The organism is Herbiconiux aconitum, assembly GCF_024979235.1.
Taxonomy (GTDB): Bacteria; Actinomycetota; Actinomycetes; order Actinomycetales; family Microbacteriaceae; genus Herbiconiux; species Herbiconiux aconitum.
This window is the reverse complement of record NZ_JANLCM010000002.1, coordinates 616,314-632,778: the sequence shown is the minus strand read 5'-3', so window position 1 is coordinate 632,778 and position 16,465 is coordinate 616,314. Positions and strand designations below refer to the sequence as shown.

The following is a 16,465-nucleotide window of genomic DNA, read 5'->3' as shown; positions in this document are numbered from 1 at the left end:
TCACCAAGGCTGTCACAGGGTGAAAATGTAGCGGGCGAGCTGGAAGACGACCGCGTCGCTGACCGTGTTGGGTCCGCCGAGCACGACGATGCGACGTGGATTGAGTCGTTCGAGTTCTGCTGCGACGGCGTCGGAGATGCCGTCTTTGGTGACGAGGAGCACCGGCGCGTTGTTCACGATGGCAGCAGCCGATCCGGAGAGAGCGTCGGGGAAGACAGCGCCAGAAGCCACGTAAACAGTGGATGCGACGGTGGGGTATGTGTCGGCGGAGACGGCCGCGGAGACGGCATATCGATCGGCACCGCTGAGGCGTGCTGCGGGTGTGCCTGGTGGTGTGTGGGCGACGACCTCGGTGAGTGTGGCGTCGCTGACGCTGTTCGGTCCGCCGAGAACGACGATCTTCCGGGGCTTCAGGCGCTCCAACTCCGTCGCGACAGTTCCAGGGACGCCATCCTTCGTGACGAGCAGCACTGGGCCGTTCAGATGTCCCGCAGCGGCCGAGCCGGAAAGTGCGTCGGGAAAATTCTGGCCGGATGCGACGTACGCGACCGGAACACCGACGCCGAACTCCCGTGTGGAGAGGGCGGCGGACACCGCGTACCGATCGGCGCCGCCGACCCGAGTAGCGGGCGCGAACCCGCTCAGGGCGGCGGACAGCGCGTCGCTGATGGTGTTGGTGCCACCCATGATCACGATGTTGCCTGGTCTTAGTCGTCTGAGTTCTGCCGCGACCACGGCGGGAATGCTGTCCTTGGTCACCAAGAGCACCGGAGACTTCTTGACCCCAGCGGCCGCGGATGCGGACAGCGCATCGGGGAAATTCTCGCCAGACGCGACGTATACCGTCGGAACGCCTGGTGCGAAAGTGCCGGCTGAGGTCGCTGCGGACACGGCGAACCGATCGGCTCCGCCGATCCTCACCACGGCCGCCGTGGATTGGATGCCGATCACCGACACGGTGTCGTCGTCGCTGTTCCCGACATAGACCCGCTGCGTGCCTGGATCGATGGCGAGTCCGTAGGGGCTCGCGCCGATTCCAGTCGAGCTGTCATGGCCGATGACCTCGGTGACGAGATCCGACACTGTGTCGATCACCGAAACAGTGCCGTCCGTCGTATTCGCTGCGTATGCAGTGGACGAGACCGGATCGAACGCGATGTGGGACGGATGCGACCCGATCCCGATTCCGCCGGCTGCAGCGTGCGGGAGCACCTTCGTGACCCTATTCGTCACTGTGTCGACTACTGCCACTGTGCCCTCGGCGGTGCCAATGGTGAATTGAGTCACATACGCCTTGTGCCTGACCGGATCGACCGCGATCCCTCGCGGCTTGTCGCCTATCCCCGTCGCTCCGCCGTGGCCGATCGTTGTCAACACGGTGTCGGTTGTCGTATCGATGATCGAGACCGTACCGTCGCCCTCGTTGGCGATGTAGGCGCGATGGGCGATCTGGTCGACGGCGATGCCGTTCGGATTCGACCCGGCAGCGAGGGCCATGACCTTGACCACGGAGTGCGAGACCGTGTCGATGACGGAGACAGTGCTGTCTCCGTGATTCGCGACATACGCTCGGTGAGTCATCGAGTCGATCCCCACGCCCATGGGAATCGAACCGATTCCCTGCGTCCTGTCGGGCTGGATGACCCGGACGATCTTGTCAGTCGACGTATCGATCACGGTCACCGTCTGGCCACTCACGTCCACCACGTAGGCCTCATGGGCACTGCTGTCGATTGCAACGTGCGTCAAACTTCGACCGATCCCGGCCGGAGTGCCGCGGCCGATCACAGTCACTACCGCGTCGTTCTGGGTGTCGATGACGGAGATGGTCTTGTCGCCGTTGTTGAGGACATAGGCCTTGTGCAGTCCCGTATCCACAGCGACATCGAACGGGTTGTCCCCTATGCCAGTCGCACTGTCGTGCGGGATGACCTGTCGCACCGGCGTCGCCGCGTGGGCAGTCGTCGGCACCACGGTCGCCAGCGCTAGGGATGCGCCGAGCGTGATGCCGAAGAGAGGAAACGACGTGCGACGAGAGAGCTTCATACCGTCAGATCATAACAGAGTATTCCTCACCTCACCCCTCGTCGTCGACGATCGGGATCGCCGAGGTGATGGTCTCCAGGCCCGAGAGGCGGGCGGGCGAGATCAACTTCATCACGCGCTCGCGGCTCATCAGGTCGGCCTCCACCACGAGGTCCGCGATGTTGCGGTGCGTCAGCAGGGCAGCCTTCGCCAGGGCGGAAGCGGCAGCGTAACCGATGTACGGCGTCAACGCCGTCACCACACCCACGGAGGTCGACACCATCGTGTCGAGCCGGTCGAGGTTGGCGGAGATGCCGTCGACGCAGTTGATGCGGAGGGTGCGGCATCCGCCGGTCATCCAGGCCAGGCTCTGCAGCAGCGAGTGGGCGATCACCGGCTCGAACGCGTTCAGCTGCAGCTGCCCACCCTCGGCCGCCATCATCACGGTGACATCGGCGCCGGCGACGGCGAACGCCACCTGGTTCACGACCTCCGGGATGACCGGGTTCACCTTGCCGGGCATGATGCTCGATCCGGCCTGGCGCGGCGGCAGGTTGATCTCGCCGAGGCCCGCCTGGGGCCCGCTGGAGAGCAGCCGCAGGTCGTTGCAGATCTTCGACAGCTTGATGGCCGAACGCTTCAGAACACCCGACAGTGTCATGAACACGCCCGCGTCACTCGTGGCCTCGACGAGGTCGATGGCGGTCACGTGCTCGAAACCGGTGAGCGCCCGCAGATGCCGGCACACCGTGGCCGCGTAGTTCGGATCGGCCGTGATGCCCGTGCCGATGGCCGTGGCGCCGAGGTTGATCTCCCAGAGCAACGGAAGAGTGTGCCGCATGCGCTCGAGGTCTTCGGTGAGCGTCGTGGCGAATCCGTGGAACTCCTGGCCGAGGGTCATCGGCACGGCGTCCTGCAACTGCGTGCGACCGACCTTCAGCACGTTCGCGAACTCGAGCCCCTTCGCACCGAAGGAGTCGCGCAGTTGAGCGTGCTCGGCCATCAGGCGGTCGAGCGAGAAGCACATCGCCAGCTTCACCGCGGTGGGATACACGTCGTTGGTCGACTGGCTGCGGTTCACGTCGTCGAGCGGATGCAGCACGTCGTAGGAGCCCGGCGCATGGCCGTGGGCGACGAGTGCCACATTGGCGATGACCTCGTTGGCGTTCATGTTCGTGGAGGTGCCGGCGCCGCCCTGGATGACGCCCACCACGAACTGGTCGTGGAACTCCCCCGCACGGATGCGCTCGCAGGCATCCTCGATCCACTCGGCCTTCTCGTCATCGAGCACGCCGATCTCCCGGTTCGCGCGCGCCGCAGCCTGCTTCACGATCGCGAGGGCGTTGATGAGATCGGGGTAGACCGAGATGGGCCGCCGGCTGATCGGGAAGTTCTCCAGCGCGCGGGCGGTGTGGATGCCCCAGTACGCGTCAGCCGGGATCTCGATCGAACCCAGGCTGTCGGTCTCCAGACGGGTGATGGCGGGCGTCTCGTCGCCGGGCTGCGGTGTGTTCTGCGTTCGTTCTGCGGACGCCGGTGAGGATGTCACGGGTGAGCTCCATTGCTTGTGTCGTGTCGCTTGTGGCTGGACGCCACCGACTCTAGCTCAGCTTGCGCAACAGCCCCCGGATGAAACCGTCCTTGCGTTCGGTGTACGGCGGGTAGATCAGTCGCAGCGTGTCGGGAGTGAGGCGCTTCCGCAGCACCGCCTTCTCGTGGCTGAAGGTCTCGACGCTGCGCCGCCCGTGGTAGTGCCCCATCCCGCTCTCCCCCACGCCGCCGAAGGGAAGTCCAGGAATCCCGAGGTGGGCCGCCGGCACGCCGAAGCCCACGGCACCCGACGACGTCTCGGTGAGGATGCGGCGCGCCGTCGACGGCGAGTTGGTGAACGCGTAGAGCGCGAGCGGTTTGTCACCGACCCGGATGAACGCGATCGCGTCGTCGAGGCCGTCCACCGGCACCATCGCCAGGATCGGACCGAAGATCTCCTGCTGCATCACCGGGGAATCGCGCCCGACATCGCCGAGGATCGTCGGCGCGAGATAGCGGGTGCGCGCGTCGGAGCGACCGCCGCTCAGGATGCGTTCGCCCTCGAGCAATCCGGTGAGCCGGGCGAAGTGGTGGTCGTTCACGATCCGGCCGTAGCTCGAACTCGATCGCGGGTCGCCGTCGTAGAGCTCGCCGATCGCTTCGACCAGGTGCGGCGTGAGCGCGGCCGACACGCCCGGCGTGGCGAGTAGGTAGTCGGGGGCCACGCAGGTCTGGCCGGCGTTCAGGAACTTGCCCCAGACGATCCGGCGAGCGGTCACGGCCAGGTCGACCGTGTCGTCGACGTAGACCGGCGACTTGCCGCCGAGTTCGAGGGTCACCGGCGTGAGGTGCTTCGCGGCGGCGGTCATCACGATGCGGCCGACCGCGCCGTTGCCGGTGTAGAAGATGTGGTCGAAGCGCTCCGCGAGCAGCTCCGTGGTCTCGGCCACCCCGCCCTCGACCACGGCAACGGCTCGGGGGTCGAGGTAGTCGGGCACCAGTGACGCCATCAGTGCGGAGGTGGCCGGGGCCAGCTCGCTGGGCTTGAGCAGCACCGCGTTGCCGGCAGCCAGAGCACCCACCATCGGGGCCAGCAGCAGTTGCAGCGGGTAGTTCCACGGTGCGATCACGAGCACCACACCGAGGGGTTCGAGCATCGTCGACGCGGATGCCGGTGCGATCGCCAGGGGAACACCCACCCGGCGGGGTCGCAGCCAGCGGCGCAGGTGCGTGAGGGTGTGCTCGATCTCGGCGATCACGATGCCGATCTCGGTGAGCTGCGTCTCCGTCGGGTTCTTGCCGAGGTCGAGGAAGAGTGCGTCTTCGAACTCCGAGGAGCGCTCCACGAGCATCCGCTTCAACGCGGTCAGCTGCTCGGCGCGCCACCGCAACGAACGAGTGACCCCGCGTTCGAAGGCGGTGCGGAGCGCGGGAACGATCGCAGCGACCGGCACGGCATCGGGAACGGCGGCAGAACCGGTGGTGGACTCCAGAGTCATGTGCCCATCGTACGAGCGGGCGGCCTACCCGTGGAAGAACGGCACGATCAGATAGATGCCGTAGAGCACCGCGCAGGCGCTCAAGGCGAAGCAGAGATACGACAGCACCGTCGCGTAGGCGGGCCGCACCTGTTCGCCCGTGCGGGCATCCGGATGCGTGAGCCCGCGAAATCGCAGGCCGAAGGAATACAGGCTCACCACCACGGCGGTGGAGACCAGCGACGCGACGGCGACGGCCAGGAACGAACCCCACTCGATCATCCGGTCACCCTCCTCTTGCGGCGGGTGGCCTTCGGGCTCCGCACGGCGATGGTGGCCGCATCGACTTCGCTGATGGCGTTGTTCGAGTCGACCCGGTTGCGGCGGGAGAGCAGGAAGATCGTGATGATCACGGCCAGGCCGACCACGAGATCGATGATGATGCCTGCCGGGCCCATAGTGGCCACGAACGCGGCCAGCGCCCCCACGATGGCCGAGGCCGGAAGCGTCATCGCCCAGCCGAGACCGATGCGCCCCGCGGTGCGCCAACGCACGGAGGAGCCGCGGCGGCCGAGTCCCGAGCCGATCACCGAGCCCGAGGCCACCTGGGTGGTGGAGAGGGCGAATCCGAGATGGGTGGACGCCAGGATGGTGGCCGCGGTGCTCGTCTCGGCGGCGAAGCCCTGCGCGGGCTTCACATCGGTGAGGCCGGCGCCCAGGGTGCGGATGATGCGCCAGCCGCCCATGTAGGTGCCGAGCGCGATCGCGACGGCGCAGGTGACGATGACCCAGGCCTGCGGACCCGTGCCCGACTCCTGCAGGCCCGCGGCGATCAGCATCAGGGTGATGACGCCCATGGTCTTCTGGGCGTCGTTCGTGCCGTGCGCGAGAGCGACGAGCGACGAGGAGAAGATCTGGCCGTAGCGGAACCGGCCGCGCACGCCCGATTGGGCACTGGATGCGGGCATCCGCGTGATGGCGTAGGCGAGACGGGTGGCCGTGAAGGCGACGAGTCCGGCCACCACCGGCGCGATCAGGGCGGGCAGGATGACTTTGCTCACCAGAGTGGTGTAGTCGACCACGCCGAAGCCCGCACCCACGATGGCAGCGCCGATCAGGCCCCCGAAGAGCGCGTGCGACGAGCTCGAGGGCAGACCGAACAGCCAGGTGACGAGGTTCCAGACGATGGCGCCGATCAGGCCGGCGAAGATCATCTCCGGGGTGATCAGCACGCCGCCGTCGCCCTCTTTGATCAGCCCGTTCGAGATGGTCTTGGCCACTTCGGTGCTGAGGAAGGCGCCCACCAGGTTCAAGCTCGCCGCGAGGGCGACCGCCACCTTGGGCTTCAGCGCTCCGGTGGCGATGGGCGTCGCCATGGCGTTCGCCGTGTCGTGGAAGCCGTTGGTGAAGTCGAAGAACAACGCCAGAGCGATCACCAGCACGACGATGACGGTCAGATCCACCCGTGCCTCTCCAGCATCGATCGCGTGCGGCGCGCAGCTCGGAATTCATCGGAAGTTCATGCGCGTCGGGTGGCCCGAACAGGAACCGTCACGATAATCGCATCCGCCCTCGCCGAGGTCAACTCGGGATCGCTCTGCGGACGGTTCGCTCTACGCTTAGGGAATGGATGCTCTCCCTCCCGTGGCCCGCACGATCCCGCTCGAACGCACGCACCACGGCGACGTGGTCGTCGACGACTACGAATGGCTGCGCGAGAAGGAGAACCCCGAGACGATCGCGTATCTCGAGGCCGAGAACGCTTACACCGACGCCGCCACCGAGCATCTCGCAGGCCTGCGGCAGCGGATCTTCGACGAGATCAAGTCGCGCACGCTCGAGACCGACCTCTCCGTGCCGGTGCGTGACGGCCGGTACTGGTATTACACCCGCACCTCGGAGGGCTCGCAGTACGGCGTGCACTGCCGCGCCCCGATCGCCGGCGACGACGACTGGACTCCGCCGGCCGTCGAACCAGGCGCCACCATCGCGGGTGAGCAGATCGTGCTCGACGACAACGTGGAGGCTGAAGGCCACGACTTCTTCTCGCTCGGCTCCTTCGACGTCAGCCCCGACGGCGATCTGCTCGCCTACGCCGTCGACGTCGTCGGCGACGAGCGCTACACCCTGCGCATCCGCGATCTCCGCACCGGGGAGGACCTCCCCGACGTCATCGCCGACACCTTCCCGGGCGCCGTCTTCTCGGGAGAGGGGGGCAGCGTCTACTACCCGACGGTCGACGACGCCTGGCGCCCCGACACCATCTGGCGACACCGGGTGGGCACTGCCGCAACCGACGACGAGAAGGTCTTCACCGAGCCCGACGAGCGCTACTGGGTGGGTGTGGGCCTCACCCGCAGCAAGAAATACCTCGAGATCGCGATCGGCTCGAAGATCACCAGCGAGGTGCTGCTGCTCGACACCACCGATCCGGATGCCGCGTTCGAGGTGGTCTGGCCGCGCCGCGAAGGCGTGGAGTACTCGGTCGAGCACGCCGTCGTGAACGGGCGCGACCGTCTGCTCATCCTGCACAACGACGGCGCCGAGAACTTCGAGCTGATCGACGTCGACCCCGCGCATCCGCTCGACCGCGCCGGCTGGCACACCATCTTCGCGCACGACCCCGCCGCGCGTCTGGAAGACGTGGAGGCCTTCGCTGCGCACCTCACGGTCGACTACCGGCGCGAGGGACTCACCCGCATCGGCGTTCTGCCCCTGCAGGCCGGAGCCGCGGAGATCGACGGTTCGGCGTTGGTCGAGATCGCCTTCGACGAGCCGCTGTTCTCGGTCGGCACCGCCGGGAACCCCGAGTGGTTGCAGCCGACGGTGCGCTACGGCTTCACCTCGTTCGTCACGCCCTCCTCGGTGTTCGACTACGACGTCACGACCGGCGTCTCGACGCTGCTGAAGCAGCATCCGGTGCTCGGCGGCTACGACCCCGCCCACTACGTGCAACGGCGCGAATGGGCCACGGCGCCCGATGGCACACAGGTTCCGCTGTCGATCGTCGCGCGCGAGGGCGTGCTGGATGCCGGCTCCCCCGCGCCCCTCGTGCTCTACGGTTACGGCTCCTACGAGGCCTCGATCGACCCGGGCTTCTCGGTGGCACGGCTGTCGCTGCTCGATCGTGGCGTGGTGTTCGCCATCGCGCACGTGCGCGGTGGCGGGGAGCTCGGCCGGCACTGGTACGAGAACGGCAAGACCCTCGCGAAGAAGAACACCTTCACCGACTTCGTCGCCTCGGCCGAGCGCCTCATCGACGTGGGTGTGACCGCTCCCGACCGCCTGGTGGCGCAGGGCGGGAGCGCCGGTGGTCTCCTGATGGGCGCCGTCGCGAACCTGGCGCCGCAGTTGTTCGCGGGCATCCTGGCCCAGGTGCCGTTCGTCGACGCCCTGACCTCCATCCTCGATCCGTCACTCCCGCTGACGGTCATCGAGTGGGACGAGTGGGGCGACCCGCTGCACGACCCGGAGGTCTACGCCTACATGAAGTCCTACTCGCCGTATGAGAACGTCACCGAGCAGGCCTATCCGCGCATTCTCGCGGTCACGAGCCTCAACGACACCCGGGTGCTCTACGTGGAGCCGGCGAAGTGGACGGCACGCCTGCGGGCGGTCGGGGCTCCGGTGCTGCTGCGCACGGAGATGTCGGCCGGACACGGCGGGGTGAGCGGTCGGTACGAGCGGTGGAAGGAGATCGCGGAGGAGTACGCGTGGATGCTCGATGTGCTGGGGCGGGCTTCCGTCGACGGGTGACGGTGGCGGTGCGGTGGGGTGGTCAGGGCGTGGGGGTCAGGTGGCGGTGGCGGGTCCAAGCCTGGGTGGCCACCTGCACGGCGTCCCACGGGGAGCCGAGCGGCGGGGTGTAAGAGAGGTCGAGGTCGCTCATCGCGTCGACGGTCATGCTGTGATGGAGCGCGGTGGCATACGTGTCGACGCGCTTCGCGATCTCCGCACCGCGGGCGCCGACGAGTTGCGCACCGAGCAGGAGTCCGGAGTCGGTGTCGCCCGTGATGCGGATGCTCAGCGGTTTCGCGCCCGGGTAGTAGGCCTTGTGGTCGTCGGCGATCGCGGTGCCGCTGAGGGGCGTGTAACCGGCGGATGATGCTTCGTGGTCGCGAAGACCCGTGCGCGCCGCCACCAGGTCGAAGACCTTCACGACCTGGGTGCCGAGGCTGCCGGCGAAACGGGCATCTCCGCCGATCGCGTTCTCGCCGGCGACCCGCCCCTGCTTGTGCGCGGTCGTGCCGAGCGGGAGGTAGGTGACGCCGAGGAGGCGGTGGTGGGTGACCACGCCGTCACCCGCCGCCCAGACGTGGGGCAGGCCGGTGCGCATCCGTTCGTCGACAACGACCGCTCCCCCGGCGCCGGTGACCGCTCCGGCCGCAGCGAGGAGGCTGGTGTTGGGGCGCACGCCGACGACGACGAGCACGAGGTCGGCGGTGCGGGTGAAGCCCGCACCATCCTGTAACCCGGTTACCGCGAGTCGGCCGCCGTCTCGGGCGACCGATTCGACTCGGGCTCCGGTCACGACGTCGACGCCATGCCGGGTGAGTTCGCCGTGCACGAGAGTGCCGAGTTCGGGGTCGAGGGTGGAGAGCACCTCGGGGCCGCGCTGCAACTGGGTCACCCGGAGGCCGCGCACCGTGAGGGCTTCGGCCATCTCGAGGCCCACATAGCCGGCCCCGACGATGATCGCGGATTCGGGTTGGTGCTCGTCGAGGTAGCGCTCGAGTGCGAAGGTGTCGCCCATCGAGTGCAGCAGGTGCACGCCCTGGGCCGGGCCGAGCCCATCGGGTGCGCCGATACCCGCGATGCCGGCCGTCGACGGGGAGGCCCCGGTGCCGACCATCAGCTCGTCGTAGGCGATCGTCGACTCGTGCCCGTCGGCGTCCTGCACCGTGAGTCGTCGGTCGGCGACGTCGATTCCAGTGGCGAGCGTGTCGAGCCGGAGCTGCATCCCGGTCGCCTCGAGGTCGGCGTGCGTGCGGTGCGCGAGCGACTGCCACGGGTTCACTTCGCGGGAGAAGTAGTACGGAATGCCGCAGATGGAGAAGTTCGGGTAGGCGTCCGCGACGACGACGGTCACGTCGACGGAGGGGTCGAGTTCGCGGGCGCGGAATGCGGTCGAGATTCCGGCGTCGCTTCCGCCGATCGCTACAAGATGCATGGGGGTGTGCCTTTCAGACGGTGGCTTCGGTGGGTGTCGCGGGCGGCACGATGACGTCGCCGGCGCCGTTCGATGCGGTGGGGTAGAACACGAGCAGCAGGGCGAGGCCGAGTGCACCGCCGATCAGTTGCATCAGGATGAACGGCGGCACGGATGCCGGAGCGATGCCGGCGAAGGTGTCGGTGACCATGCGGGCGATCGTCACGGCCGGGTTCGCGAACGACGTCGAGCTGGTGAACCAGTACGCCGCCCCGATGTACGCGCCCACCGTAGCCGCGGTGACCGCGCTCCGGCCGCTGCGGGCGAGTGCGAAGATCAGCAGCACCAGGCCCGCAGTGGCGACGACCTCCCCGACCAGGTGCCCGCCGGTGGCACGCTCGGTGGTCGAGAGCGCCGGGGCGATGTCGAACATGACGCCGGCCAGAACCGTGCCCGCGACTCCTCCCCCGATCTGAGCCAGCAGATAGGCAAAGAGGTCTCTAGGAGGCAACCCGCCCTCACCGCGCCGTGCGATCAGCCAGTCCGCGATCGAGACGACCGGATTGAAGTGCGCCCCGGATACCTGTCCGAGCATCAGGATCAGCACGGTGAGTCCGAGCGCGGTCGCGAGGCTGTTCTCCAGCAGTTGCAACCCGACGTCGCCGGGCGAGAGCTGCTGCGCGGCGATGCCGGAACCGACGACCACCGTCACGAGCAGTCCGGTGCCGACGAATTCGGCAGCCACCCGGCGCACCAGGTGCGGCCGGGAAGGAACTGGAGGATGACGTTGCTCGCTTTTCATGTCGGCTCATCTTGACTCAGACCAACTAGTTCAGTCAAGATTGAAACAATGAACATTGAGATAACTGGAACCACGGAATGGCGTGCCGCGAAGCACGCCGCGCTCAGCGAGCCGGCCCGGCTCCGCATCGTCGACCTGCTCACGCTCGGCGACCTCTCCCCCACCGAGATCCGGGTCGCGCTCGGCATCCCCGCCAATCTCATCACCCACCACCTGAACACGCTCGAAGCCGTCGGCATGGTGTCCCGCTCCCGCTCGGAGGCCGACAAGCGACGCTCCTACGTGCGCCTGACCGCCAGCGCGCTCGACGGACTCACTCCGGGAGCCGCGGAGCACGCCGACCGCGTGGTGTTCGTGTGCACGGCCAACTCGGCCCGCTCTCAGCTCGCGGCTGCGCTGTGGAACCAGCAGTCGAGCATCCCGGTGGCCTCCGGGGGCACGCATCCGGCCGACCGCATCGACGCTGGGGCAATCGCCACCGCCGAACGCCACCAGCTGACGCTCTCGGGTGAGCAGCCGCGCCTCCTCGACGACCTTCTGACCGACACCGACTTCGTCGTGACCGTCTGCGACAACGCCCATGAAGAGTTGGGCATGTCGGGAAACCTCCACTGGTCGATCCCCGACCCGGTTCGGATCGGCACCGCTGCCGCCTTCGACGCCGCCTACTCCGAGCTGAGCCGTCGCATCGCAGAACTCGCTCCGCGGCTGGCCGCATCCTGACGAAGCCGCATCCTGACAAAGGAGTCCATCATGCACCCCGAAATCACTCTCGACCAGCAGTACGCGTTGAAGACCGCGGCGACTCGCCTCGAACGCGACTTCGCCGGCACGTTCAGCGTGGAGACGATCGAACGGTTCCTCTCCTCCTCCTACGATCAATTCGCCGGCCGCGCCAAGATCACCACGTTCCTGCCTCTGCTGGCCGAGCGATTCGCGCGCCAGCGGCTGAACGCACTCGCCCGGGTCGAGGGAAAGCACCTCGGCGGAAAACCCACCGTGCTGTTCCTCTGCGTACACAACGCCGGCCGCTCGCAGATGGCGCTCGGGTTCTTCGAGCACTACGCCGGAGACGACGCGGTCGCTTGGTCAGGCGGCTCAGAACCTGGCGACCGGGTCAACGGCGAGGCGATCGCCGTGATGACCGAGCGCGGGATCGATATTTCGAACGAATACCCGAAGCCGTGGACGGATGAGATCGTGCGCGCCGCCGACGTCGTGATCACGATGGGCTGTGGCGATGCCTGCCCGATCTTCCCCGGCAAACGGTACGAAGAGTGGGTACTCGATGACCCCGCCGGGCTCGCCGCCACGGATATCCGTCCGATCCGCGACGAAATCGAACGCCGCGTGCTCGCCCTTCTGGCCGAGCTCAGCGTCGCCCCTCGATTCGACCGCGCACGCCCCTGACCGAGCACCCCTTCACGGAAAGCGATTCATGACCACCACACCCACGGTTCTGTTCATCTGCCAGCACAACGCCGGTCGTTCCCAGCTCGGGGCCGCGCTGCTCGACCACCTGGCCGGCGACCGGTTCACCGCGACATCAGCAGGGCTCTCGCCTGCCGATGAGGTGAATCCGGCGGTTGCCGCGACAGTCGCGGAACTGGGTGTCGACATCTCGGCCAACGTGCCCCGCGCCGTGACGCCCGCCGACCTCGAGGAGGCCGACGTCGTGGTGCTGATGAAGCCTGGCCTCACCCTGCCGTCGACCCCTCGCGGCGAGGTGCTGGAATGGTCGTTCCCGAACCCGGAGGCGTGGGACACGGATGCTGTGCGCCCCCTTCGCGAGGCAGTGGCAGCGCGCATCCAGTCGACACTCGTGGCTCGTTAGACACGGGCCGGCGCGCGCGAGGACAGTGCGCGGATTTCGGTTGCGGCGGGTGCTGGGGGCTCACTAGGGTCGGCATCAGACAATGAAGGGATCTCATGGCGAAGCTCCCTTGGACCGAAACGCCCTCGTGACCATGATCGACCTGCCGGGCGGCACCTTCCGGATGGGTTCCACCGCCTTCTACGCCGACGAGGGCCCGGTGCACGCACGCACGATCGCTTCGTTCGCCCTCGACGAGCATCCGGTCACCAATCGGGAGTTCGCCGAGTTCGTCGAAGCCACGGGCTACGTCACCGTGGCCGAGGAACCGCTCGACGCCGCCGTCTTTCCGACGCTCAGCGACGAGGAGCGAGCACCAGGGGCGATGGTGTTCACCCCGACCCGGGGGCCCGTCGATCTGCACGATTGGCGCCAGTGGTGGGCCTGGGTGCCGGGAGCCCGCTGGAACGAGCCGTTCGGGCCGGGCAGCCGGATCGACGACCGGCTCGAGCATCCGGTGGTTCAAGTGGCCTTTCGCGATGCGAGCGCCTTCGCCACCTGGGCGGGCAAGCGGCTCCCCACCGAGGCGGAATGGGAGTACGCCGCTCGCGGCGGCATCGACGGTGCGGCGTTCGCGTGGGGCGACGATCCCGACTCGGCCGACGACCTCCGGGCGAACCACTGGCAAGGGCGGTTCCCCTTTCTCAACACGGGCGCTGCCGGCTGGGTCGGCACCTCTCCGGTCGGCACCTTCCCGCCCAACGCATTCGGGCTGTTCGACATGACCGGCAACGTCTGGGAATGGACCAGCGATCTCTACACCTCGCGGCACCAGCCAGCGGATGCGCAGCCGCCCGAGCGCGGTCTGCGACCCGACCTCGCGCTGCCGGTCGCCGAGGAGGAGCCGCGCCGGGTGCTGAAGGGCGGCTCGCATCTGTGCTCGCCCGAGTACTGTTTGCGCTATCGCCCCGCCGCACGCTCGCCGCAGTCGGACGACACGTCCATGACCCACATCGGTTTCCGCTGCGCGCGGTGAACGAACACATCACCCCGAGGAGACGTCGTCATGGATGCCCGTGTCACCTTCATCACCCTCGCCGTCGCGGAGGTCGCGGCCACCCGTCGGTTCTACGTCGACGGCTTGGGCTGGGAGCCTGAGTTCGAGTCGCCGGGCGAGGTGATGTTCTTCCGTGTCGCCCCGATGGTGACGCTGTCGCTGTGGAGCGCATCGCAGTTCGAGGCGGAAGTCGGGCCGATCCAGACCGGTCCCGGCATCCCGCCCCTCACGCTCGCGCACAACATGCCCGATCGAGGCGGCGTCGACCAGGTGCTGGCTGCCGCAGCTGCCGCCGGAGCGCTCGTCAGTCGCGCCGAGGAGCGGGAGTGGGGCGGATACTCCGGCTACTTCTCCGACCCCGACGGCTTCCGCTGGGAGGTGGCGTACAACCCGGGGCCGATCGGCGTCGACCTCCTACGGGCGGCGGGAATCACCTGAACGGCGCCGATGTCACTGGAATGAGCTCCGGTGATCGCGCAGATACGACCCGAGGTCGCGGGGCGGCCGCCCGAGGATCGACATCACCGCGGAGCTGAGTCGATCGTTCTCGCCGGCATCGTTGGCCTGGTCGCGGGAGGCGGCCACCTCTCGCATCAGCTCGGGCACACCTTTGTCGGCCAGACGCGAGAGCATCGTGTCTTCGGGAATCGGCACGTACGACACGGGCTTTCCGAGCACCCCCGTCAGGATCTCCGCGACATCCGGCCAGGAGAGGATCTGCGGCCCGGTGACCTCGATGACGGGGTCTCGGAGCTCGGGTCTCCGGAGGATCCGGGCTGCCACCAGCGACACGTCGAGCGGGTCGACGAGGGGGTTGCGGCCGGTCGTCGCCGATTGCGACCAGGAGCCGGTCGCCCTGATGTCGGCGGCGACGGCGAGAACGGATGTCATGAACAAGGCCGGGCGGAGGGCCGTGTAGGCGAAGGCGAGTGAGGCGGCGAACTCGTCGATCGCGGCGTGGCTTCGCTGGTTGAGGGCGAGTGATGTCGGTGACGCGCTGAGCACCGAGATGCGGAGCACATACGGCACACCGGCCTCGTGTGCGGCGGTCAGAACCCGCCTCGAGGTCTCGCCGTCGGGCCCCAGAGCGAGCATCGCGACGAATGCGGCGTCGGCGCCCCGCATCTCCCCCGCCACGGCTTCGGCGTCGGCGAAGTCGGGGGTGGCGAGCGTCAGCAGGTCGGAGTCGTGGAGCACCTCGCGAGCACGGGCGGCATCCCGGGTCAGCACTTTCACGTGCACCCCGGCGCCGAGCAGGTCGTTGACCAGGGGCACCCCGGTGGTTCCGGTGCCTCCCACGGTGACTATGTGCATTGCGATCTCCTCTTCTGCGGTGCCCCCCGCCATTCTCGCCCCGCGCGGTCCGGACACGCTGGGACGGCGGCACATTCCGCCGCGGGCATGGGTGTGCTCGTACAGTCGGTTCATCGTTGATCGACGGGGGCTCGAGTGGATGTGAAGATCGCGGAGGCGAAAGCCCCCGCCCCGGCCCTGCGATACCTGCACCCGCTGATCATCGGAATCGTGACCGCCCTCTGGGCGCAGATCGCTGTCTGGGGCCTTCTGGTCGGGGCCTTTTCCGACGTCGCAGTTCTGATCGTCGTGGTGGTGGCCATTCCGGTGCTCTACGTGGTCGTGATCGCCGCGATCACCCGAGCGACCACCGGTCGTGCCAGCATCGCGTGGAACATCCTCCTCGCGGCGACCCTCGTTGCGTTCGGGGTGACCGTCAGCGTCTCCGAAGCAGCGGTCTCTCTCCTCGGAGGAGTTCCGATGCTGCCTCTCACGCTCGGCATCGCTGCCGGGGTGACCAGTCTGATCGTGCTGCCTCGACTCGCACGGGTGGTCGGCATCCTCGCCGTCGTCGCTCAGGTGGCGGTGGTCTCGATCCCTTTCGCGAACGCACAGGTGCAGCAGAGCGAGCAGCGAACGGCCGACGATGCGGCCGAGATCGCCCGGCGCAACGAGCTGTTCACGAGACCGTATGCGGTGGCGGGCTACAGCGTGCAGATCGTGCTCCCGACCGACTACCGCACCGAGGTCAGGATCGCTCGCGATCCCGACGAGCCGGTGCGCGACGACTACCAGGTCGGTGACGACGACATCACCATCAGCACGTCGCCACTCATCGCGGGGCAGAGCATCCCGAGTGAGGTCTGCGGCTGGATCCTCAATCCTGACGCCGGCGGCTCCCCCTCGAACTCCTGCGAGCAGATCGACGACGACACGTGGTTGCTGGAGGCCTTCGGCGAGAGATCCGTCGTGCGCATCCGCGACGGCTCCCGCATCGAGGTGAGCGGCGGTCGATTGGACGTCGCGGCCTTCGTGACCCTCGTCGACGACGCGGAACTGATGACCGTCGACGAGTTCGCCGACTGGAACCTCTGGCTCTTCGAGCGCGACCAACGCGTCTGACGGCACGGTGATCAGGCGACGACCTCGGCGAGCTGGTCGGGGTGCGCGAGGGTGACCGGAAAGAATCCGGAGCGGTGACTTATGATGGTGGGCATGGATATCGAGGTCGACAGAGCGTAGCCACCGACGCACGGTGGCTCCACCGATGCGACGGCACAGCTCTGTTCCCTGTTCCTTCTCGGCCCGATGACGGGCA

General features: G+C 67.8%; 15 protein-coding genes. 7 read left to right on the top strand and 8 right to left on the bottom strand.

All coding sequences use genetic code 11. The features are described 5' to 3' along the window. Positions 1-12: 12 nt before the first annotated feature. The 5 genes from N1027_RS14495 to N1027_RS14475 form a co-directional block, all read right to left on the bottom strand. Positions 13-2,046 (bottom strand): cell wall-binding repeat-containing protein, encoded by a 2,034-nt coding sequence (locus N1027_RS14495; protein WP_259508842.1) that lies wholly within the window; start codon positions 2,044-2,046, stop codon positions 13-15. 31 nt (positions 2,047-2,077) lie between these two features. After that, entirely contained in the window at positions 2,078-3,505 is a 1,428-nt protein-coding gene (locus tag N1027_RS14490) for an aspartate ammonia-lyase (RefSeq protein ID WP_259510404.1), read from the bottom strand. Between the two features lie 121 nt (positions 3,506-3,626). Continuing rightward, positions 3,627-5,054, bottom strand: a complete 1,428-nt coding sequence (locus N1027_RS14485) for an aldehyde dehydrogenase family protein (protein WP_259508841.1) — start codon at positions 5,052-5,054, stop codon at positions 3,627-3,629. 24 nt (positions 5,055-5,078) lie between these two features. Next, positions 5,079-5,315 (bottom strand): hypothetical protein, encoded by a 237-nt coding sequence (locus tag N1027_RS14480; RefSeq protein ID WP_259508840.1) that lies wholly within the window; start codon positions 5,313-5,315, stop codon positions 5,079-5,081. Next, positions 5,312-6,496 (bottom strand): inorganic phosphate transporter, encoded by a 1,185-nt coding sequence (locus N1027_RS14475; protein WP_259508839.1) that lies wholly within the window; start codon positions 6,494-6,496, stop codon positions 5,312-5,314. The genes N1027_RS14480 and N1027_RS14475 overlap by 4 nt, the downstream gene beginning before the upstream one ends. Positions 6,497-6,659: 163 nt before the next feature. On the opposite strand from N1027_RS14475, the gene N1027_RS14470 reads away from it, so the two are divergent. Beyond that, the gene (locus tag N1027_RS14470; RefSeq protein WP_259508838.1) at positions 6,660-8,789 is read left to right on the top strand and encodes a S9 family peptidase; all 2,130 of its coding nucleotides are present in this window, start codon (positions 6,660-6,662) and stop codon (positions 8,787-8,789) included. Positions 8,790-8,811: 22 nt separating this feature from the next. Here N1027_RS14470 and N1027_RS14465 read toward each other — a convergent pair whose 3' ends face one another. Next, positions 8,812-10,203, bottom strand: coding sequence for an FAD-dependent oxidoreductase (locus tag N1027_RS14465; protein WP_259508837.1), 1,392 nt, complete (start codon positions 10,201-10,203; stop codon positions 8,812-8,814). A gap of 13 nt (positions 10,204-10,216) precedes the next feature. Beyond that, positions 10,217-10,984: an aquaporin gene (locus N1027_RS14460; RefSeq protein WP_259508836.1), complete on the bottom strand. Its 768-nt coding sequence runs from the start codon at positions 10,982-10,984 to the stop codon at positions 10,217-10,219. A gap of 48 nt (positions 10,985-11,032) precedes the next feature. On the opposite strand from N1027_RS14460, the gene N1027_RS14455 reads away from it, so the two are divergent. From N1027_RS14455 to N1027_RS14435, 5 genes are all read left to right on the top strand, one after another. Next, positions 11,033-11,707: an arsenate reductase/protein-tyrosine-phosphatase family protein gene (locus N1027_RS14455; protein ID WP_259508835.1), complete on the top strand. Its 675-nt coding sequence runs from the start codon at positions 11,033-11,035 to the stop codon at positions 11,705-11,707. 30 nt (positions 11,708-11,737) lie between these two features. Then, entirely contained in the window at positions 11,738-12,394 is a 657-nt protein-coding gene (locus tag N1027_RS14450; RefSeq protein WP_259508834.1) for an arsenate reductase ArsC, read from the top strand. A 28-nt stretch (positions 12,395-12,422) separates the two neighbouring features. Further along, on the top strand, positions 12,423-12,818 hold the full coding sequence (locus N1027_RS14445; RefSeq protein WP_259508833.1) for an arsenate-mycothiol transferase ArsC: 396 nt from the start codon (positions 12,423-12,425) through the stop codon (positions 12,816-12,818). An 82-nt stretch (positions 12,819-12,900) separates the two neighbouring features. After that, positions 12,901-13,833 carry a formylglycine-generating enzyme family protein gene (locus tag N1027_RS14440; protein WP_504923086.1) on the top strand — a complete coding sequence of 311 codons (933 nt, stop codon included), beginning with the start codon at positions 12,901-12,903 and terminating at the stop codon, positions 13,831-13,833. Positions 13,834-13,863: 30 nt separating this feature from the next. Then, complete coding sequence (locus N1027_RS14435; RefSeq protein WP_259508832.1) at positions 13,864-14,292, top strand: VOC family protein; 429 nt, start codon at positions 13,864-13,866, stop codon at positions 14,290-14,292. 12 nt (positions 14,293-14,304) lie between these two features. Here N1027_RS14435 and N1027_RS14430 read toward each other — a convergent pair whose 3' ends face one another. Further along, positions 14,305-15,168 carry an NmrA family NAD(P)-binding protein gene (locus N1027_RS14430; protein ID WP_259508831.1) on the bottom strand — a complete coding sequence of 288 codons (864 nt, stop codon included), beginning with the start codon at positions 15,166-15,168 and terminating at the stop codon, positions 14,305-14,307. A 135-nt stretch (positions 15,169-15,303) separates the two neighbouring features. Here N1027_RS14430 and N1027_RS14425 point away from each other — a divergent pair, with 135 nt between their 5' ends. Then, positions 15,304-16,269, top strand: coding sequence for a hypothetical protein (locus N1027_RS14425; RefSeq protein WP_259508830.1), 966 nt, complete (start codon positions 15,304-15,306; stop codon positions 16,267-16,269). Positions 16,270-16,465 lie beyond the last annotated feature (196 nt).

Excerpts from the sequence above, each read along its gene's own strand:
- N1027_RS14460 (WP_259508836.1), bottom strand. The coding sequence starts at position 10,984 with ATGAAAAGCGAGCAACGTCATCCTCCAGTTCCTTCCCGGCCGCACCTG.
- N1027_RS14450 (WP_259508834.1), top strand. The coding sequence starts at position 11,738 with ATGCACCCCGAAATCACTCTCGACCAGCAGTACGCGTTGAAGACCGCG.
- N1027_RS14470 (WP_259508838.1), top strand. The coding sequence starts at position 6,660 with ATGGATGCTCTCCCTCCCGTGGCCCGCACGATCCCGCTCGAACGCACG.
- N1027_RS14485 (WP_259508841.1), bottom strand. The coding sequence starts at position 5,054 with ATGACTCTGGAGTCCACCACCGGTTCTGCCGCCGTTCCCGATGCCGTG.
- N1027_RS14455 (WP_259508835.1), top strand. The coding sequence starts at position 11,033 with ATGAACATTGAGATAACTGGAACCACGGAATGGCGTGCCGCGAAGCAC.
- N1027_RS14495 (WP_259508842.1), bottom strand. The coding sequence starts at position 2,046 with ATGAAGCTCTCTCGTCGCACGTCGTTTCCTCTCTTCGGCATCACGCTC.
- N1027_RS14480 (WP_259508840.1), bottom strand. The coding sequence starts at position 5,315 with ATGATCGAGTGGGGTTCGTTCCTGGCCGTCGCCGTCGCGTCGCTGGTC.
- N1027_RS14445 (WP_259508833.1), top strand. The coding sequence starts at position 12,423 with ATGACCACCACACCCACGGTTCTGTTCATCTGCCAGCACAACGCCGGT.
- N1027_RS14465 (WP_259508837.1), bottom strand. The coding sequence starts at position 10,203 with ATGCATCTTGTAGCGATCGGCGGAAGCGACGCCGGAATCTCGACCGCA.
- N1027_RS14435 (WP_259508832.1), top strand. The coding sequence starts at position 13,864 with ATGGATGCCCGTGTCACCTTCATCACCCTCGCCGTCGCGGAGGTCGCG.
- N1027_RS14430 (WP_259508831.1), bottom strand. The coding sequence starts at position 15,168 with ATGCACATAGTCACCGTGGGAGGCACCGGAACCACCGGGGTGCCCCTG.
- N1027_RS14440 (WP_504923086.1), top strand. The coding sequence starts at position 12,901 with ATGAAGGGATCTCATGGCGAAGCTCCCTTGGACCGAAACGCCCTCGTG.